At 62.8% G+C, this 16,426-nt stretch carries 8 protein-coding genes; 3 read left to right on the top strand and 5 right to left on the bottom strand.

Features of this window, described 5'->3' with window-relative positions; all coding sequences use genetic code 11:
* Nucleotides 1-168 precede the first annotated feature (168 nt).
* Entirely contained in the window at nt 169-1,989 is a 1,821-nt protein-coding gene (xsc, locus tag C8C92_RS10390) for a sulfoacetaldehyde acetyltransferase (protein ID WP_116745916.1), read from the bottom strand.
* Between the two features lie 208 nt (nt 1,990-2,197).
* Here xsc and C8C92_RS10385 point away from each other — a divergent pair, with 208 nt between their 5' ends.
* The 3 genes from C8C92_RS10385 to C8C92_RS10375 are packed head-to-tail and all read left to right on the top strand — an operon-like array spanning nt 2,198 to nt 5,785.
* A complete protein-coding gene (locus tag C8C92_RS10385) occupies nt 2,198-3,043 on the top strand; it encodes an IclR family transcriptional regulator (protein WP_092719716.1) in 846 nt (281 codons plus the stop codon).
* A gap of 40 nt (nt 3,044-3,083) precedes the next feature.
* A complete protein-coding gene (locus tag C8C92_RS10380; protein ID WP_165829366.1) occupies nt 3,084-4,058 on the top strand; it encodes an AAA family ATPase in 975 nt (324 codons plus the stop codon).
* On the top strand, nt 4,055-5,785 hold the full coding sequence (locus C8C92_RS10375) for a cobalt chelatase (RefSeq protein ID WP_116743728.1): 1,731 nt from the start codon (nt 4,055-4,057) through the stop codon (nt 5,783-5,785). Before C8C92_RS10380 ends, C8C92_RS10375 begins: the two co-directional genes overlap by 4 nt.
* A 4-nt stretch (nt 5,786-5,789) precedes the next feature.
* Here the strand turns inward: C8C92_RS10375 and C8C92_RS10370 are convergent, their stop codons facing one another.
* The 4 genes from C8C92_RS10370 to C8C92_RS10355 all read right to left on the bottom strand — a co-directional run bounded on the left by C8C92_RS10370 (nt 5,790) and on the right by C8C92_RS10355 (nt 16,402).
* Nucleotides 5,790-6,929 carry an AAA family ATPase gene (locus tag C8C92_RS10370; RefSeq protein ID WP_116745914.1) on the bottom strand — a complete coding sequence of 380 codons (1,140 nt, stop codon included), beginning with the start codon at nt 6,927-6,929 and terminating at the stop codon, nt 5,790-5,792.
* A complete protein-coding gene (locus C8C92_RS10365) occupies nt 6,929-7,816 on the bottom strand; it encodes an RNA ligase family protein (RefSeq protein WP_116743727.1) in 888 nt (295 codons plus the stop codon). Before C8C92_RS10365 ends, C8C92_RS10370 begins: the two co-directional genes overlap by 1 nt.
* Nucleotides 7,817-8,135: 319 nt before the next feature.
* Nucleotides 8,136-9,800 carry a ShlB/FhaC/HecB family hemolysin secretion/activation protein gene (locus C8C92_RS10360; RefSeq protein ID WP_116743726.1) on the bottom strand — a complete coding sequence of 555 codons (1,665 nt, stop codon included), beginning with the start codon at nt 9,798-9,800 and terminating at the stop codon, nt 8,136-8,138.
* A gap of 29 nt (nt 9,801-9,829) precedes the next feature.
* Nucleotides 9,830-16,402, bottom strand: coding sequence for an MBG domain-containing protein (locus tag C8C92_RS10355; RefSeq protein WP_165829364.1), 6,573 nt, complete (start codon nt 16,400-16,402; stop codon nt 9,830-9,832).
* Between the last annotated feature and the right edge of the window lie 24 nt (nt 16,403-16,426).

The raw sequence follows: 16,426 nt of genomic DNA, 5'->3' as shown, positions 1-16,426 counted from the left end.
TATTCTTTAATGAAATTATGATGTTTTGGTGACAATCTGTGAGAATTTGGTCACAGCGCTTTGTCGGATTACGCCGGGCTCGCGCCCGGCTAATCCGACCTACACAGTCACGTAGGTTGGGTAGGTTGGATTAGCCTGAAAGGCGTAATCCAACACTCCAGCAGCAAATCAGACGTAATCTTTATATTTATCCAGATGCCGCACAGGTTTGCTCAGCGCATCGCGGCGGAACGGGTCGCCCAGCTCGCGCGTGCACATGATTTCGATGATGGTGGTCTTGCCTTCATTCATCTGCATGGCTATGGCCTTCTTCAAGGCTGGCCCCACGTCTTCCAGCTTGTCGACCGTGATGCCTTCGGCGCCCATGGCGCGTGCAATCTCGGCGAAGCTCTGGTTGTCGAGTTCACCGGCGACGAAGCGGCGGTTGTAGAAATCGACCTGGTTTTTCTTTTCCGCGCCCCACTGGCGGTTGTGGAACACCACCGCCGTCACCGGAATGTTGTGGCGCACGCAAGTCATGGTTTCCATCAGGCTCATGCCCCAGGCGCCGTCACCCGCATACGACACGGCCGGACGGTGCGGTGCGGCCACTTTCGCGCCGATGATGGTCGGAAATGCATAGCCGCAGTTGCCAAAGCTCATCGCCGCAAAGAAGCTGCGCGGTTTTTCAAAGCGCAGATAGCTGTTGGCCACGGAGTTGATGTTGCCGATGTCGGTCGACACCATCACGTCTTCCGGCATGGCTTTTTCCAGCTCGCGCAAGACCTGGCGCGGGTGCAAGTAATTGCCCGGCTCTTTCTTTTGCTCTTCGATCATGTCCAGGCTGTACGCATCTTTCTCGTGCGTCCAGTTGTCCAGTTCGTTTTCCCACGCGGCCTTCTCGGCTTGCACAGTGGCAAAGCGCTCCTCGCGCGTCGCATCGCAATCGAGCGTCTTGCCATCCAGGCGAGAAAGAATCGCTTTGGCGGCCGCCTTGGCGTCGCCGCAGATGCCCACCGAAATCTTTTTGACCAGACCCAGCATCTTGTTGTCCGCGTCGATCTGGATGATCTTGGCATTCTTTGGCCAGTAATCCATGCCGTGCTGCGGCAAGGTGCCGAACGGTCCCAGACGCGAGCCGAGGGCGACGACGACGTCGGCTTGGGCGATCAGTTTCATGGCCGCTTTCGAGCCTTGATAACCGAGCGGACCGCACCACAGCGGATGGCTGGCGGGGAACGAGTCATTGTGCAAATAGCTGTTCACCACTGGCGCGCCGAGGCGTTCGGCCAGCGCCTTGCACTCTTCGATCGCTTCGCCCATGACCACGCCGCCGCCCGAGATGATGACGGGGAACTTGGCCTTGGCCAGCAGTTCGGCCGCCTCATTGAGGCTGTGTTCGCCGCCGGCGCCACGGTCCAGGCGGTTCGGTTTGGGGATTTCCGCCTTGATTTCGCCATAGAAATAGTCGCGCGGGATGTTCAGTTGCGTCGGGCCCATTTCCGACATGGCGCGGTCAAAGCAGCGGCCCGTAAATTCCGCCATGCGGGCCGGATTGGTCACATGACCCTGGTACTTCGTAAATTCCTCGAACATCGGCAGCTGGTTCGCTTCCTGGAAGCCGCCCAGGCCCATGCTCATCGTGCCCGTTTCCGGCGTGATGATGACGACGGGGGTGTGCGCCCAGTAGGCGGCGGCAATCGCCGTGACGCAATTGCTGATGCCGGGGCCGTTCTGGCCGATGACGACACCGTGGCGGCCCGATACGCGGGCATAGCCGTCGGCCATGTGGCCGGCGCCCTGTTCGTGCACGACGGGAATCAGGCGGATGCCGGCCGGGGCAAAGATGTCCATCGGATCCATGAAGGCCGAGCCCATGATGCCGAACATGTCGGTCACGCCATTGGCGGCCAGGGTTTCCACGAACGCTTCGGAAGGCGTCATCTTTTGCGGGCCAACAGAGGCCGGAGGATTTACTGCGGCGGCTGCGGCGGCTTTTTGCTCGGTCATGTCATTCATGGGTGTCTCCTGGTCTGTTGTAATGAACTGCAGTGTAGTGATCAACTTATTTATCAAAAATCGGTATATTTTGTTCCGAAATTTGATATAAAATTCAATTTAAGCGTTCGGCAATCAAAAGTCAAACAGATTTTCAAGGAAACGGTACAATTTGAGTTCGAAAATGAAATAACACGACAGACACCACACCGAGGCCACCATGGACATGATTTCATCCCCAAAACTTGAGCCGGAAAAACTGGAAGGCGACACGCCCACGATGCGTTTGTTTGCCTTGCTGGAAGTGATTGCCGAGAAAGACCAGTTGCTGTCGCTGCAAGCGCTGGTGGAAGAAACGGGCTTGCCGAAACCCACCCTGCACCGCATGTTGCAGCAACTGGAAAGCGTGGGCGTGCTGCAGCGCGAAAGCGATGGCCGCCACTACAGCACCGGCGTGCGCCTGCGCCGCCTGGCGTCGAACCTCTTGATTAACAACACGTTCCATGGCGCCCGCCGCATGGTCTTGCGCCAGTTGGTCGAGGAAGTGGGCGAAAGCTGCAACCTGACGGCCTTCAGCGGCAGCGAAGTGGTGTACCTGGACCGGGTGGAAACGGCGGCGCCGCTGCGCTTCTACCTGCACCCTGGCTCGCGCGTGCCGGCCCACTGCTCGTCCAGCGGCAAGCTGTTCCTGGCGCAAATGACGCCCGTGCAACGGCGCCGCCTGCTGGGCCACATGGAATTGACGCGCTTTACGGACAAGACGGAAACGGACCCCGTCAAGCTGGAACGCGAACTGGAATTGGTGCGCCGCAACGGCTATGCGCTGGACGATGAAGAATTCCTGCCCGGCCTGCTGTGCGTGGCCGTGCTGGTGCCGAACCCGAACGGCCGCTCGAACCTGGCCGTGGCGATCCAGGCGCCCATCATCCGTTTGACGCACGACAAGGCTTTACATTTTTTGCCAGCATTGCAACGCGCCGCGCAAGCCCTGGCCGCCATCGAATCGGAAACCATGCCGACGACGGGCGGGGACGACGACGCCGCATTACAAACCGGTCATTCATAACCGCCGTAGCGCCCATGCTGCGGTTTCACAGGAGAACAAGGTGCCAGATTCACGCCAACATCCCCCCGCCGCCGCAGCGCAAACCTTGCAGTCCGTGCGCAGCCTGTTCGCTATCGACAGCGACCTGCTCGTGCCCGTCTTCACGGAACGCGACGCGCACGTGCCCGACATCGATCCCGCCTACCGCTTCAACCAGGATGTGACTCTGGCGATCCTGGCCGGCTTCACGCATAACCGCCGCGTGATGGTGCAAGGCTTGCACGGCACGGGCAAGTCCACACATATCGAGCAAGTGGCGGCGCGCCTGAACTGGCCTTGCGTGCGCGTCAATCTGGACGGCCACATCAGCCGCCTGGATCTGGTCGGCAAGGACACTATCGTGCTGCGCGAGCAGCAGCAAGTCACCGAATTCCAGGAAGGCATCGTGCCCTGGTCCTTGCAAAGGCCCGTGGCCCTGATCTTCGACGAGTACGATGCGGGCCGCCCCGACGTGATGTTCGTCATCCAGCGCATCCTCGAGCGCGACGGCAAATTTACTTTGCTCGACCAGAACCGGGTCATCACGCCGCACCCGCACTTCCGTTTGTTCGCCACCTCGAACACGGTGGGCCTGGGCAACCTGAACGGCATGTACCACGGCACGCAAGTGCTGAACCACGCGCAGATCGACCGCTGGAACATCGTTGCCACCTTGAATTATTTGCCGCAGGCGGAAGAAACGGAAATCGTGCTGGCCAGAGTCCCGGCCATGAACGATGCCGCGGGCCGCCAGTTGGCTGCGTCCATGGTGGCCGTGGCCAGCCTGACGCGCCACGGCTATGCGGCGGGCGACCTGGCGTGTCTGATGTCGCCGCGCACGGTGATTACCTGGGCGGAAAATTGCCAGATCTTCCGCGACCCGGCGCTGGCCTTCCGCCTGTCCTTCCTCAACAAATGCGACGAGGCCGAGCGGCCCATGGTGGCCGAGTATTACCAGCGCTGTTTTAACGAGGAATTGCTGGCGAGCCAGGCATGAGCGCCGAAGCAACTGTTCCTGCCGCCTACACGCGCGAGCAGCAGGAAACGGATGAACTGTGCGCGGGCGCCATCCGCGCCCTCAGCGCTTCTCCCTCGATACGCTACCGGGGCCGGCGCCTGCACGACGGCCACTGTCCCCTGCCCATTCACGCCGCCCATCTGCAGCCCGATGCGGCGCTGCAGGATTTGCCCTCGCTGCGCGGCGCGGCCGACAGCGTGGCGCTGCGCCTGCTGCATACGGATGCCGCCCTGCACAAGTCGCTGTGCCCGCTTGACCCCGTGGCGCGCCTCGTCTTCGAGCTGCTGGAACAGTTAAGGGTGGAAACGCTTGCGCCAGATCAACACGCTGGCGTCATCAGCAACCTGCGCCACCGTTTTACGGCATGGTCGCACGCGTTTTACGATTCCGGCCTGGCCGAAGGCGCTTCGGGCTTGCTCTTGTATACAGTGTTCCAGATGTGCTGGTCGCGCCTGACGGCCAGGCCCGTGCTGGAAAAAACGGAAGATTTTATCGAGGCCACGCGCTGGTCAGTCTCTTCACAATTGAGCGGCGACCTGGCGGGCTTGCGCCGCCACCGCCTGGATCAAGCCGCCTTTGCGCGCCACGCGCTGGCCATCGCCCACGCCGTCGATGCCATGCTGAAAGAGGCGCAGGCGGCGCGCGACGGTAGCCAGGACGATGGGGGAGACGCCAAGGCGCAGGCAGCGTTCAAGCTGCTGCTCGATTTCGACAGCGACAACGACCACCTTCCCGATGCGGCGCCCTTGGGCGACAGCCGCGCCTTCAGCGATGGCGATGGCGCCTACAAGGTTTACTGCACGGCGTATGACCGCGAAGAAAACGCGGGCGAACTGGTGCGCCGCGCCCTGTTGCTCGACTACCGCGAACGCATGGACGAGCGCATCGCCAGCCTGGGCATCAACACGGCGCGCCTGGCGCGGCGCTTGACGCAATTGCTGGCCGTGCCCCAACGCGACGGCTGGTCATTCGGCGAGGAAGAGGGATACATCGACGGGCGGCGTCTGGCGCAGCTGATCAGCTCGCCGTCCGAGCGCCGGCTATTCCGCAAGGAACAATTTTTGCCGCAAGCCGATTGCCTGGTGTCCTTTCTCGTCGATTGCTCCGGCTCCATGAAGACGCATGCGGAATCCGTGGCCGTGCTGCTCGATATTCTGCTGCGCGCGCTGGACCAGGCCGGCATCACCACGGAGTTGCTGGGCTTTACGACGGGTGCGTGGAATGGGGGCAGAGTCAAACGCGACTGGATGCGCGCCCGCTCGCCGGCGAATCCGGGCCGCTTGAACGAACTCGTGCACCTGGTGTTCAAGGATGGCGACACCAACTGGCGCCGCGCGCGGCCCGATATCGCGGCCCTGCTGAAAGCGGATCTGTACCGCGAAGGCGTCGATGGCGAAGCCGTGGATTGGGCCTGTACGCGCATGCTGGCGCGCCCGGAACGGCGGCGCATCCTGCTCGTCGTCTCCGACGGTTGCCCGATGGATACGGCCACAAATCTGGCCAATGACGAGTTTTACCTGGCCCAGCATTTGAAACAAGTGGTGGCGCGCCGCGAAGCGCAGGGCGCCGTGGAAATCTGCGGCCTGGGCCTGGGCCTGGACCTGGGCGCCTATTACAGCCGCAGCCTGGCCACCACCGTGCCCGCCTCGCTGAACAATGAATTGTTCAGCGAGATCGCGCAGCTGCTGGGTGGGGGCAAACGCTAAACGTTCAGCTGACCTCGTAGCGCACCGCGTGCGCTTCCATCGGCAGCGGAATTTCCCAGTTCCACAGCATCGCTTGCAGCTTTTTGTTGCTGAGCGATGTGTCGCGCTGGCCGTTGCGCCTTAATAACTCCTTGCGCGGCTGCTCCAGGTATACCAGCTCCACTTGCGCGTGGTATTTGTACAGCAGGTTGAGCGTCTTTTCGCGCATCAGTTTTGACAGATGCGTGGCGTTCCACACGAACGGTTCACCACGGCGCAACAGCTCGCGCGCCCGCTCTTCCGCGTAGTCGCCAACCTGGCCTTCGTTCTTGCCGTGCTTCAAGCCCAAGGCCGTGCGCGCATCGTCAAACGACACGACGGGCAAGCGCGGATGGTGCTTGTCCACCCACGTGTTCTTGCCCGACGCGGGCAAGCCCGACATGACGATCACGTGCGAACCCGGCTCCTGGAACAGGGAATAATCGGGATGCGCCTCGGCGCCGCGAAAATATTTCACGCGCGTGTGGTCGTCGACGAAGGCCCTGCGCTGGCCGTAGCAGCCCTCCTCGCGCGCCAGTTCGCGGAACAGCTCGATGGCATCCAAAATGCGCTGCGGATCGGGGCAGATCCGGCCGCGGATGTCGGCCTCGGCCAGCATGGCCAGCAAGCGGATATCGACTTGCCACGACAACTCGCGCACGGTGAACTCGGGCGTGACACCGCGCCGCGATGTTTCCAGCGCAAAGAACGGCACCTGGTGCACATTGATCAGGCGACAGATTTCCTCGCGCACGGCAAACGGCACATCGCAATCCCACAGGGCGATGCGCGCATCGAGCGCGCCCTTGCGCGAGTGGCCAGGCTGGCCGATGGCGCCCGTGACCGGATCGATCACCGTGGTGCTGCACTTGGCCACGTCGTGCAGCAAGGCGGCCAGGAAGACGATTTCCTGCTCCGCCCGCGTGGCTTGCTGATACTCAAGCATGCCCAGCAAGGACTCCACCACCATCATGGTATGCGTCCACACATCGCCTTCCGCGTGGTACACGGGGTTTTGCGGCGTCGTCTTGGCCAGTTCCAGCTGCGGGAAGGCGGCCAGGCAGGCATTGAAGTCGGGCGACTGTCCCGCTGGCGGCACCAGTTGTTGCAGGGTTTTCCAGTGCATCATGTTGTACTCCTTGAGTAGGCAGCCAATTCATCGAGCGAGCGGCAGGTATGTAAACCCAGGCTTTCCCACGTGACCAGCGGCTGCGGCGCGTACAGGTCCACGCCGTCGGCCAGCTGGTTCGGGATCAGGGGCCGCGTGCTGTGGTGCGAGCCGCTGTCGAGGATGGTTTGCGTAAAGTCATGGCGCACCAGCTTGTAGCGGGCCAGCACTTGCTCGTCGTCTTCCACCTTCAGGTACAGGCCTTCCGCATGGTCGGACTTGTCCGTCTGCTTCCAGCACAGGTCCAGCGGCAGGCGCTCGCGCGCCACCACATTGTCAAAGGCGTCGCGCCACAAAAGGGACTTGGCCAGCGAATGGCGCAGCAGTTGCCACAGCTGTTTCGGCGACGTGGGCATCAGGCCCGCATACAGCACGGGGACCGATAGCACGGGCGAGCCGGCCAGCATGGCGTGGCGGCGCGCCGTCGACAAAAACATCTGGCTGCGCCGGCAATACACGTCAAACTCGTTGAAGTAATGGGGCAGCCGGTCGTAAAACACGGAATGCTTGCTGTACGACCATTCGCCAAACAGCACATACTGATCTTCCAGCAGATGCAGCAAGGCGTGTTCATGCGCATGCGCCCACGGTTTCAACAGGTTGAACTGGCGTTCGCTGCCGCCGCCCGCCAGGTAATGGCCGCGCGACTGCAGCAGCACTTCGCCCGCGTCGCTGAACGACACGGCGGAGTTGGCGCCATCGATTTTTTCCTCGATGACGACGTACTGGCCGGCCAGCTTTTTCAGGGGCATCTGATCCGAGCCGTCGTCGCCGTCCTGCAGGCGCGAGCCTTCCAGGTGCGGCGTGCGCGGGTATTTGAATAAAGGTAAAGATTGTAAAAACATAGCGTCCCACGCCGCGTTCACCGGGGCGTGTCCATACAGGGTCAGGGGTGCTGACGACGTGTTCGGGCGTGGACGATCAGGACGGTGGTCCTGGATACGTGTGCGGAAAGAGCAGTGCCGCAGCAATCGGGGGCGTCAACGCGCCGAACGATGCTGCAAGAGCATTTCGTCAGCGTTAGCAGGTGATGGCGAAGAAGCGAGGCACTTTTGGCTCCAATAAGGAAGAGGTTCGAGAAAGAACGGGGAATATAACGGGTGTCAGATTATTTTGCAAGGCGCACGCGTCAACCGTGCGCCTTGCCATCCGACGAACTAAAAACTAAAAGCGGTATTCCACATTCAGCCAGACGCGCGGCTTGGGATCGTTGTTCGTTTCCGACAGTGAACGGCCGCCTATGCTGCGCCAGGCCAGGGCCACGTCCGCACTCCATGCCTGCCGCTGGTAGCGCAAGCCCAGGCCGCCGCCGCTCAGGCTGCGCCGGTTGTCACCGGCCGCCACCGGCTTGGCGTTGACCGTGATGCGGCCCGCATCCATGAAGGCATATGGCGTATAGACGCCGGCGTCATAGCGCAGTTCCAGCTGTGCCAGCCCGCCCTCGTCGCCGGTGGCTTCACCCGATGGATACGCGCGCACGCCACTGGCGCCGCCCAGACTCAGCTTCTCGGACGAATCGAGGTTCTTGTTGGCTTGCTGCCAGCTCAGGTGAGCCATCAGGTTGAAACCGGCGGGCAAGGATTGCAGGCGCACCACGTCGAGGTTGACCTTGTGAAAACGACCGTTGCTCTTGTAATCATCAACGGCCGTCAAGCCCGCATCGAGTTTCAGCTTGCCTGGAGTCCAGCTCGCGCTGCCGTAGGTGATGCCATCGAAGGCGTCGCGGTAATCGAATTGCAGGGCCAGTGGCATGGACTGGCTGGACTTGCTTTCGTAGGTCCGGGTGCTATCGCGGTTATCGTGCAAATCCTTCGATTGATAGGTGGCGATCAAGGTCAGATTGGCCTTTTGCGAGCGCAGGATGGGATAGCTGAGGCCAGCGCTGGCAACCTTCGCCGTTCCGTTCGCATGCAGACTGGCGAATTCCTTCGCCAGCTCATAGCTGGTATGTGAGTAGCCGACATTGCCGCGCAAGCCGGACGTGCCCAGCGGCAGGCTGTAGCCAAGCGAGCCAAGCCACAATTTCTCCTCGCTCAGCAGCGCACGCACGGTGAGCTGGTCGCCCAGCAGGAAGGGACTATTGATGTCGACATTCGCACGCACGCGGTTTTTCCCCGTGTAGCGGCTGCCAGCATTGTCCAGGCCGATGTCGCCGCGCACGCGCTGGTCGCGGGCGATCTGGACGATCAAATCGCCCGTCCCCGCCTGGGTGCCAGGACGCATCGTGGCGCTGGTCTGGATGCCAGGCAAATCATCGAGCAACAGGGCGGCGCGTTCCAGCGGTGCACTGGCGATCACGCTGCCAGGAAGCAAGCCGTCGAGGAAGGCTGTCGCCTGCTGCGCCAGGACGCTATCGTCGCCCTGTGCCTGCACCACGCCATAACGTCCCTCGATCACCTCGATGCGCAAGTCACCGTTCGCCAGGTCTTGCGGCGGCAGGATGGCGCGGGCAAACGGGTAGCCGCCCGCCTGGTAAACGTCCGTGATGCGCTGGGCCAGGCCGCGCAAACCGGCCAGGTCGAACGTCTTGCCCGTGACGTCGCCCAGCGCCGCGCGCAGCGTTTCTTCGCTGAACACGGAATTGCCGCTCAGCTTGACCGTATTCAAGATGACGGCCGCCCCTCCCGGCGCAATGGGCGCGGAATCGAGCGGCGCCTGTATCTTCAAAGGCTGGCTTTCGCGCGGCGCTGCGATCGGCGGCTGAAGTTGCTGCAAGGTCTGGCCCGCGTCAGGCGGAACCTGCGCCTGTGCGGCGGGCGAAAAATGTATTAAGGCGACGCCCAGCGCCATGGCTACAGTGTTGCGCCGAGGTAGTTGTTGTTTTTTCATCGATTTTCTTGTTTGTTGAATCAGTACAATCATTGCGCTACTCCTCCGTCTACCGGGGCGGCAGCCAGCACATTAATGCCGCCGTTGACGACAAAGATGCGCGTAAAGCCAGGCGTGCCGCTTCCTCCCTGCGCTGGCGTGGCGTGCGCCGCATCAGTTACCGGCACCAGCGCCAGTCCGCCGATCAGGTTGACGCCGTTATCAGGCATACTGCCGGCGCCTGGCACGGCATTTGCCGCGACACCCGGTATGGCCAGTGCCCCGGCGTTTGCCACCGTGCCCGCCGCCACATCATTGGTGCCAGTGGTGACTTGGCGCCGCGCCAGGCGAATCGCATTTTCCAGTGCTGGATCGGCGGCAATGCTCAAGGCGCCGTTGCGCGCCGTCACCACATAATTGCCGTTGGCCAGGGCCGAGGCGTCGATCGTGTAGCTGCCCACGTTTTCACCGGCCGCGCGGCGCAAGGCGCCGGACAGGCTGTCGCCAGCGACCAGGCTGCCCTGCGTCACCTGGTACGTCAGGCCAGGATCCACGTTGCCGTAGACCTTGCTCTTCGCATCGGCCGTTACCGTGATCGGGCGCGCAGCGATGCTCAAGGCGCCGTCGTGCGCCGTCACCACATAATTGCCGTTGGCCAGAGCCGAGGCGTCGATCGTGTAGCTGCCCACGTTCTCGCCAGCAGCGCGGCGCAGCACGCCGGACAGGCTGTCGCCTGCCACCAGCGTGCCCTGCGTGACCTGGTACGTCAGGCCAGGATCGACGTTGCCGTAGACCTTGCTCTTCGCATCGGCCGTCACCGTGATCGGGCGCGCGGCGATGCTCAAGGCGCCGTTATGCGCCGTCACCACATAGTTGCCGTTGGCCAGGGCCGAGGCGTCGATCGTGTAGCTGCCCACATTTTCACCGGCCGCGCGGCGCAGGATGCCGCCCAAGCTGTCGCCTGCCACCAGCGTGCCCTGCGTGACCTGGTACGTCAGGCCAGGATCCACGTTGCCGTAGACCTTGCTTTTCGCATCGGCCGTTACCGTGATCGGGCGCGCGGCGATGCTCAAGGCGCCGTCGTGCGCCGTCACCACATAATTGCCGTTGGCCAGGGCCGAGGCGTCGATCGTGTAGCTGCCCACGTTCTCGCCAACTGCACGGCGCAGCACGCCACCCAGGCTGTCGCCCGCGACCAGGCTGCCCTGCGTCACCTGGTAAGTCAGGCCAGGATCGACATTGCCGTACACCTTGCTCTTCGCATCAGCCGTTACCGTGATCGGGCGCGCGGCGATGCTCAAGGCGCCGTCGTGCGCCGTCACCACATAGTTGCCATTGGCCAGGGCCGAGGCGTCGATCGTGTAGCTGCCCACGTTTTCACCGGCAGCACGGCGCAGTATGCCGTTCAGGCTGTCGCCAGCGACCAGGCTGCCTTGCGTCACCTGGTACGTCAGGCCCGGATCCACGTTACCGTAGACCTTGCTTTTCGCATCGGCCGTCACCGTGATCGGGCGCGCGGCGATGCTCAAGGCGCCGTCGTGCGCCGTCACCACATAATTGCCGTTGGCCAGGGCCGAGGCGTCGATCGTGTAGCTGCCCACGTTTTCACCGGCCGCGCGGCGCAAGGCGCCGGACAGGCTGTCGCCTGCCACCAGCGTGCCCTGCGTGACCTGGTACGTCAGGCCAGGATCGACGTTGCCGTAGACCTTGCTCTTCGCATCGGCCGTCACCGTGATCGGGCGCGCGGCGATGCTCAAGGCGCCGTTATGCGCCGTCACCACATAGTTGCCGTTGGCCAGGGCCGAGGCGTCGATCGTGTAGCTGCCCACATTTTCACCGGCCGCGCGGCGCAGGATGCCGCCCAGGCTGTCGCCTGCCACCAGCGTGCCTTGCGTGACCTGGTACGTCAGGCCAGGATCGACGTTGCCGTATACCTTGCTCTTCGCATCGGCCGTCACCGTGATCGGGCGCGCGGCGATGCTCAAGGCGCCGTCGTGCGCCGTCACCACATAGTTGCCGTTGGCCAGGGCCGAGGCGTCGATCGTGTAGCTGCCCACGTTTTCACCGGCCACGCGGCGCAGCACGCCGGACAGGCTGTCGCCAGCGACCAGGCTGCCCTGCGTCACCTGGTAAGTCAGGCCAGGATCGACGTTGCCGTAGACCTTGCTTTTCGCATCGGCCGTTACCGTGATCGGGCGCGCGGCGATGCTCAAGGCGCCGTCGTGCGCCGTCACCACATAATTGCCGTTGGCCAGAGCCGAGGCGTCGATCGTGTAGCTGCCCACGTTCTCGCCAGCAGCGCGGCGCAGCACGCCGGACAGGCTGTCGCCTGCCACCAGCGTGCCCTGCGTGACCTGGTACGTCAGGCCAGGATCGACGTTGCCGTAGACCTTGCTCTTCGCATCGGCCGTCACCGTGATCGGGCGCGCGGCGATGCTCAAGGCGCCGTTATGCGCCGTCACCACATAGTTGCCGTTGGCCAGGGCCGAGGCGTCGATCGTGTAGCTGCCCACATTTTCACCGGCCGCGCGGCGCAGGATGCCGCCCAAGCTGTCGCCTGCCATCAGGCTGCCCTGCGTGACCTGGTACGTCAGGCCAGGATCCACGTTGCCGTAGACCTTGCTTTTCGCATCGGCCGTTACCGTGATCGGGCGCGCGGCGATGCTCAAGGCGCCGTCGTGCGCCGTCACCACATAATTGCCGTTGGCCAGGGCCGAGGCGTCGATCCTGTAGCTGCCCACGTTTTCACCGGCCACACGGCGCAGCACACCGCCCAGGCTGTCGCCAGCGACCAGGCTGCCTTGCGTGACCTGATAGGTCAAGCTTGGGTCGACATTGCCGTACACCTTGCTTTTCGCATCAGCCGTTACCGTGATCGGGCGCGCGGCGATGCTCAAGGCGCCGTCGTGCGCCGTCACCACATAGTTGCCATTGGCCAGGGCCGAGGCGTCGATCGTGTAGCTGCCCACGTTTTCACCGGCAGCACGGCGCAGTATGCCGTTCAGGCTGTCGCCAGCGACCAGGCTGCCTTGCGTCACCTGGTAAGTCAGGCCAGGATCGACGTTGCCGTAGACCTTGCTCTTCGCATCGGCCGTCACCGTGATCGGGCGCGCGGCGATGCTCAAGGCGCCGTCGTGCGCCGTCACCACATAGTTGCCATTGGCCAGGGCCGAGGCGTCGATCGTGTAGCTGCCCACGTTCTCACCGGCAGCACGGCGCAGCACGCCGCCCAGGCTGTCGCCAGCGACCAGGCTGCCTTGCGTCACCTGATACGTCAGGCCAGGATCGACATTGCCGTAGACCTTGCTCTTCGCATCGGCCGTTACCGTGATCGGGCGCGCGTCGATGCTCAAGGCGCCATCGTGCGCCGTCACCACATAATTGCCGTTGGCCAGGGCCGAGGCGTCGATCGTGTAGCTGCCCACGTTTTCACCGGCAGCACGGCGCAGTATGCCGTTCAGGCTGTCGCCAGCGACCAGGCTGCCCTGCGTGACCTGGTACGTCAGGCCCGGATCCACGTTACCGTAGACCTTGCTCTTCGCATCGGCCGTTACCGTGATCGGGCGTGCGGCGATGCTCAAGACGCCGTCGTGCGCCGTCACCACATAATTGCCGTTGGCCAGGGCCGAGGCGTCGATCGTGTAGCTGCCCACGTTTTCACCGGCCACACGGCGCAGCACACCGCCCAGGCTGTCGCCTTCCACCAGCGCACCTTTCGTCACCTGGTAAGTCAGGCTCGGATCGACGTTACCGTACACCTTGCTCTTCGCGTCGGCGGCCACCATGATGGGACGCGGGTCGATGCTGGCGCTGATGCCGCTGGCGTTCAACACATAATTGCTGTTGGACAGGCTCAAGGTGCTGGAATCGAAACTGCTGTAGCGGCCGGCATTGCGGCTGCCGACAGTGGCTGAACCCGATACGCTAGGCGCGCTGTCGCCATTGACCAAGCCAGACAGGACGAAGCCCGAATTGAAGGTGCCGCTGCCGTCGTAGGTCTTCGTCACGGCCACGTTCAGCGGGCGGGGCGTCACCGTCCAGTAGACAGGGCCGCCCGGCGTCAGGGTATAGCCCGTCTTGCCCAGCACCAAGCCAGTGTTGTAGCTGATCGTATAGACGCCGGCCGACGAAGTAGCCGTTGGCGCGCCCAGCCAGGAAACCGTGCCGCTCGCGCTGGCGTCGGCAACCAGCGTGCCGCCACTCAGCGCGTCGTACAGCGCATAGTTAAAGACCGGCACGTCGCCATACAAACTGGTGCCGGGCGTCAGGCGTACATAGACGGGTTTGGAGGCATTGCCTGCCGCGTTGTCGACGGTAACGATGGCATCCTTCAATTGCGCCACAGGCGCCGCCGCGTAATACACGGACAGGCCTCCGGACTGTCCAGGTGCCAGGTCGGCCACGCGCAGGAACATGGCATAGCTGCCGTCAGTCTGACCGGAAGCCACGGCCGTGCTTCGCGGATTCATGCTGACGGAGTTAATAAATTCACAACAACTGGTGTGTACGGTATCGACGCCTGCCGTGGTGGAGTAAAACAAAATCGCCGAACCGCTCGTCGTGCTATTGGTTTCAGTCACCATGATGGCATTCGATGCGCTCGTACCATTGGTCAAGGGAACGAACGCACCCGACACGACATTGCCTTTGATCTTGTAATTCTCGTCCGACTCACCGATAAAGTCGTCGCCCGTTCCCAGCCACATGCGGACATTCGTCAGCGGCGTCGTGCTCAGATTGGTAAGCCGGCTATCCATGTTGACGAAGGGCTCGCCTGCCTTCAAGGTGTAAGTGTGCGCGATGCTGGCCGACTGGTTCAGGCTGCTGAAATGAAGCGTCCCCGTCGTCACGACCGTTCCGACGCCTTCCTTGTAGCCGGCGATATTCAAGGAACGGTTGCTCAGCGCCGCGGAGTAACTACCGCCCATGTTCATGCCGGGGAAGTCGCCGCCCATACCGGGGAAGCCGCCGCCCATGCCATTGGAGATCAGAATCTGTCCATTGATGTTCCACGCATTGGCGCCAATGCCGCCAGCGGCTACGGCAAATTCCAACGGGTTCCCATAGGTCAGTGCGAACCAGCCGTTACGGCCAGGGGTGGTATTGTCGAAATAATAGGGCGTCTTTAACAGTCCCTCAGTGGTAAAAGAGTCTTCCTGCCCATAGCCGAAGCGTACCTTGCCGTTGTCAAGCACCAGATTCTGTACTGTGCCAGCACGGCCCTTCTGCCAGGTAAATGCGCTAGCGACAGGAATGTTGACGGCTACACCGGCAGCAACCTGGTAGCCACTGCCCACGCCATCGGCCGTCGCCTGGCCATACTGGTAAGCCAGCGACGCAGTGCCCGTGGCGTTCAGGTTCGCATTGATATTGATGTTGCGCTCGGCAGTCAGCGTGAGTTTGTTGGCCGACCAGTTGACGGCGTCATTCACATAGATATCGCCTCGGCCGCCCGTCGTGCCCATGCTGGTCGTCATGATGGAGAAATTATTGCTGGCCAGGGCATTGGACACATCGGCCCCCGTCATGTTGCCGCCACTGGCAGCGACCGTGAAGTCGTTCGGATCGATCAGCCAGGTGCCCGTCTTGCCGCGCGGTGCAGCTGTAGTGACACGCGCGGCGCCGATGTCCACCCGATTTGCGCTGGTTTCAATGAAGCCGCCGTCGCCGCCTTGCGGCGCACTGGCGTCGAGCACGCCGGCGACATGGAGGTTGCCCTTCTTCATATCGCCCAGCAACACGATCTGGCCTTTTTCACCGCTGGCCAGGGTATGCGCTTCGATCACGCCCGTATTATTGATGACACTCGCCGCCAGTTCGCCCGCCGCCTTGGCCGTCAGGTAGACCTGGCCGCCATCGGCCCGGATGGCGCCGCCATTCTCGATCAGGGTATCGAGCGCGCCTTGCGTCACCTGCAGCTTGACGGGACCACCGAGGTCCAGCGTGACCGCGCTGCCTGCACCCATCAGCACGCTGCCGGCATGGGCAGCGATGCTGCCGCTGTTGCTGATCTTCGCGGACACCAGCGCGACATAGCCACCATCGGCAGCACGGATGGTGCCCTCATTGACGATGCGTCCGCCTCCCTTGCCGCTGAAGACATGCTTGTTGCCAGCCAGGCTGGCAGTGTCGATATCGAGGGTCGAGGCAACGAGAGCACCCACATTGACCTGGGCCGTACGGCCGAACAGGATGCCGTTCGGGTTGATCAGGTAGACCTGGCCGTTGGCATTCAGGCGCCCGAGTATCTGCGAACCATTGCTGTCGAGAATGCGGTTGACGGCGAGCGCGCTGGCCGACGGTTGCACGAAGTTGACGGTTTCCTTGCTGCCCACATTAAAGCTGGCCCAGTTCAGCGAAGCTTGCTGGCTCGTCTGCTGAATCGTCGTTGTCGCGCCGGACTGGGTGATGGTCGCAGAGCCGGCCACTACCTGGCCTCCCGTGGGCCCGGCACAGGCGGGGCCTCCCAGCGTCAACGCCGCCATGGCGGCCGCGGCCGCGGCCAACTTGCGGCGCCCGCCCTTGCCGCGCCCGCGCGACGTCTCGGCAACGGCAACCCAGGCGTTCAGAACATGACTCCAGACGAGTCGATAAATGTGATTCAATGATCCGTGACGATGCATGCAGTCCATCCTTGTTGGTATTTT

This window comes from Janthinobacterium sp. 78, assembly GCF_003096775.1.
GTDB classification, from domain to species: Bacteria; Pseudomonadota; Gammaproteobacteria; order Burkholderiales; family Burkholderiaceae_D; genus Janthinobacterium; species Janthinobacterium tructae.
The sequence above is the reverse complement of the archived record's forward strand: the minus strand, read 5'-3'. Positions and strand labels throughout refer to the sequence as shown.

Bases quoted from the DNA above. Each gene is read 5' to 3' on its own strand.
- C8C92_RS10375 (WP_116743728.1), top strand. From the start codon at position 4,055: ATGAGCGCCGAAGCAACTGTTCCTGCCGCCTACACGCGCGAGCAGCAG.
- C8C92_RS10360 (WP_116743726.1), bottom strand. From the start codon at position 9,800: ATGAAAAAACAACAACTACCTCGGCGCAACACTGTAGCCATGGCGCTG.
- xsc (WP_116745916.1), bottom strand. From the start codon at position 1,989: ATGACCGAGCAAAAAGCCGCCGCAGCCGCCGCAGTAAATCCTCCGGCC.
- C8C92_RS10365 (WP_116743727.1), bottom strand. From the start codon at position 7,816: ATGTTTTTACAATCTTTACCTTTATTCAAATACCCGCGCACGCCGCAC.
- C8C92_RS10355 (WP_165829364.1), bottom strand. From the start codon at position 16,402: ATGCATCGTCACGGATCATTGAATCACATTTATCGACTCGTCTGGAGT.
- C8C92_RS10385 (WP_092719716.1), top strand. From the start codon at position 2,198: ATGGACATGATTTCATCCCCAAAACTTGAGCCGGAAAAACTGGAAGGC.
- C8C92_RS10370 (WP_116745914.1), bottom strand. From the start codon at position 6,929: ATGCACTGGAAAACCCTGCAACAACTGGTGCCGCCAGCGGGACAGTCG.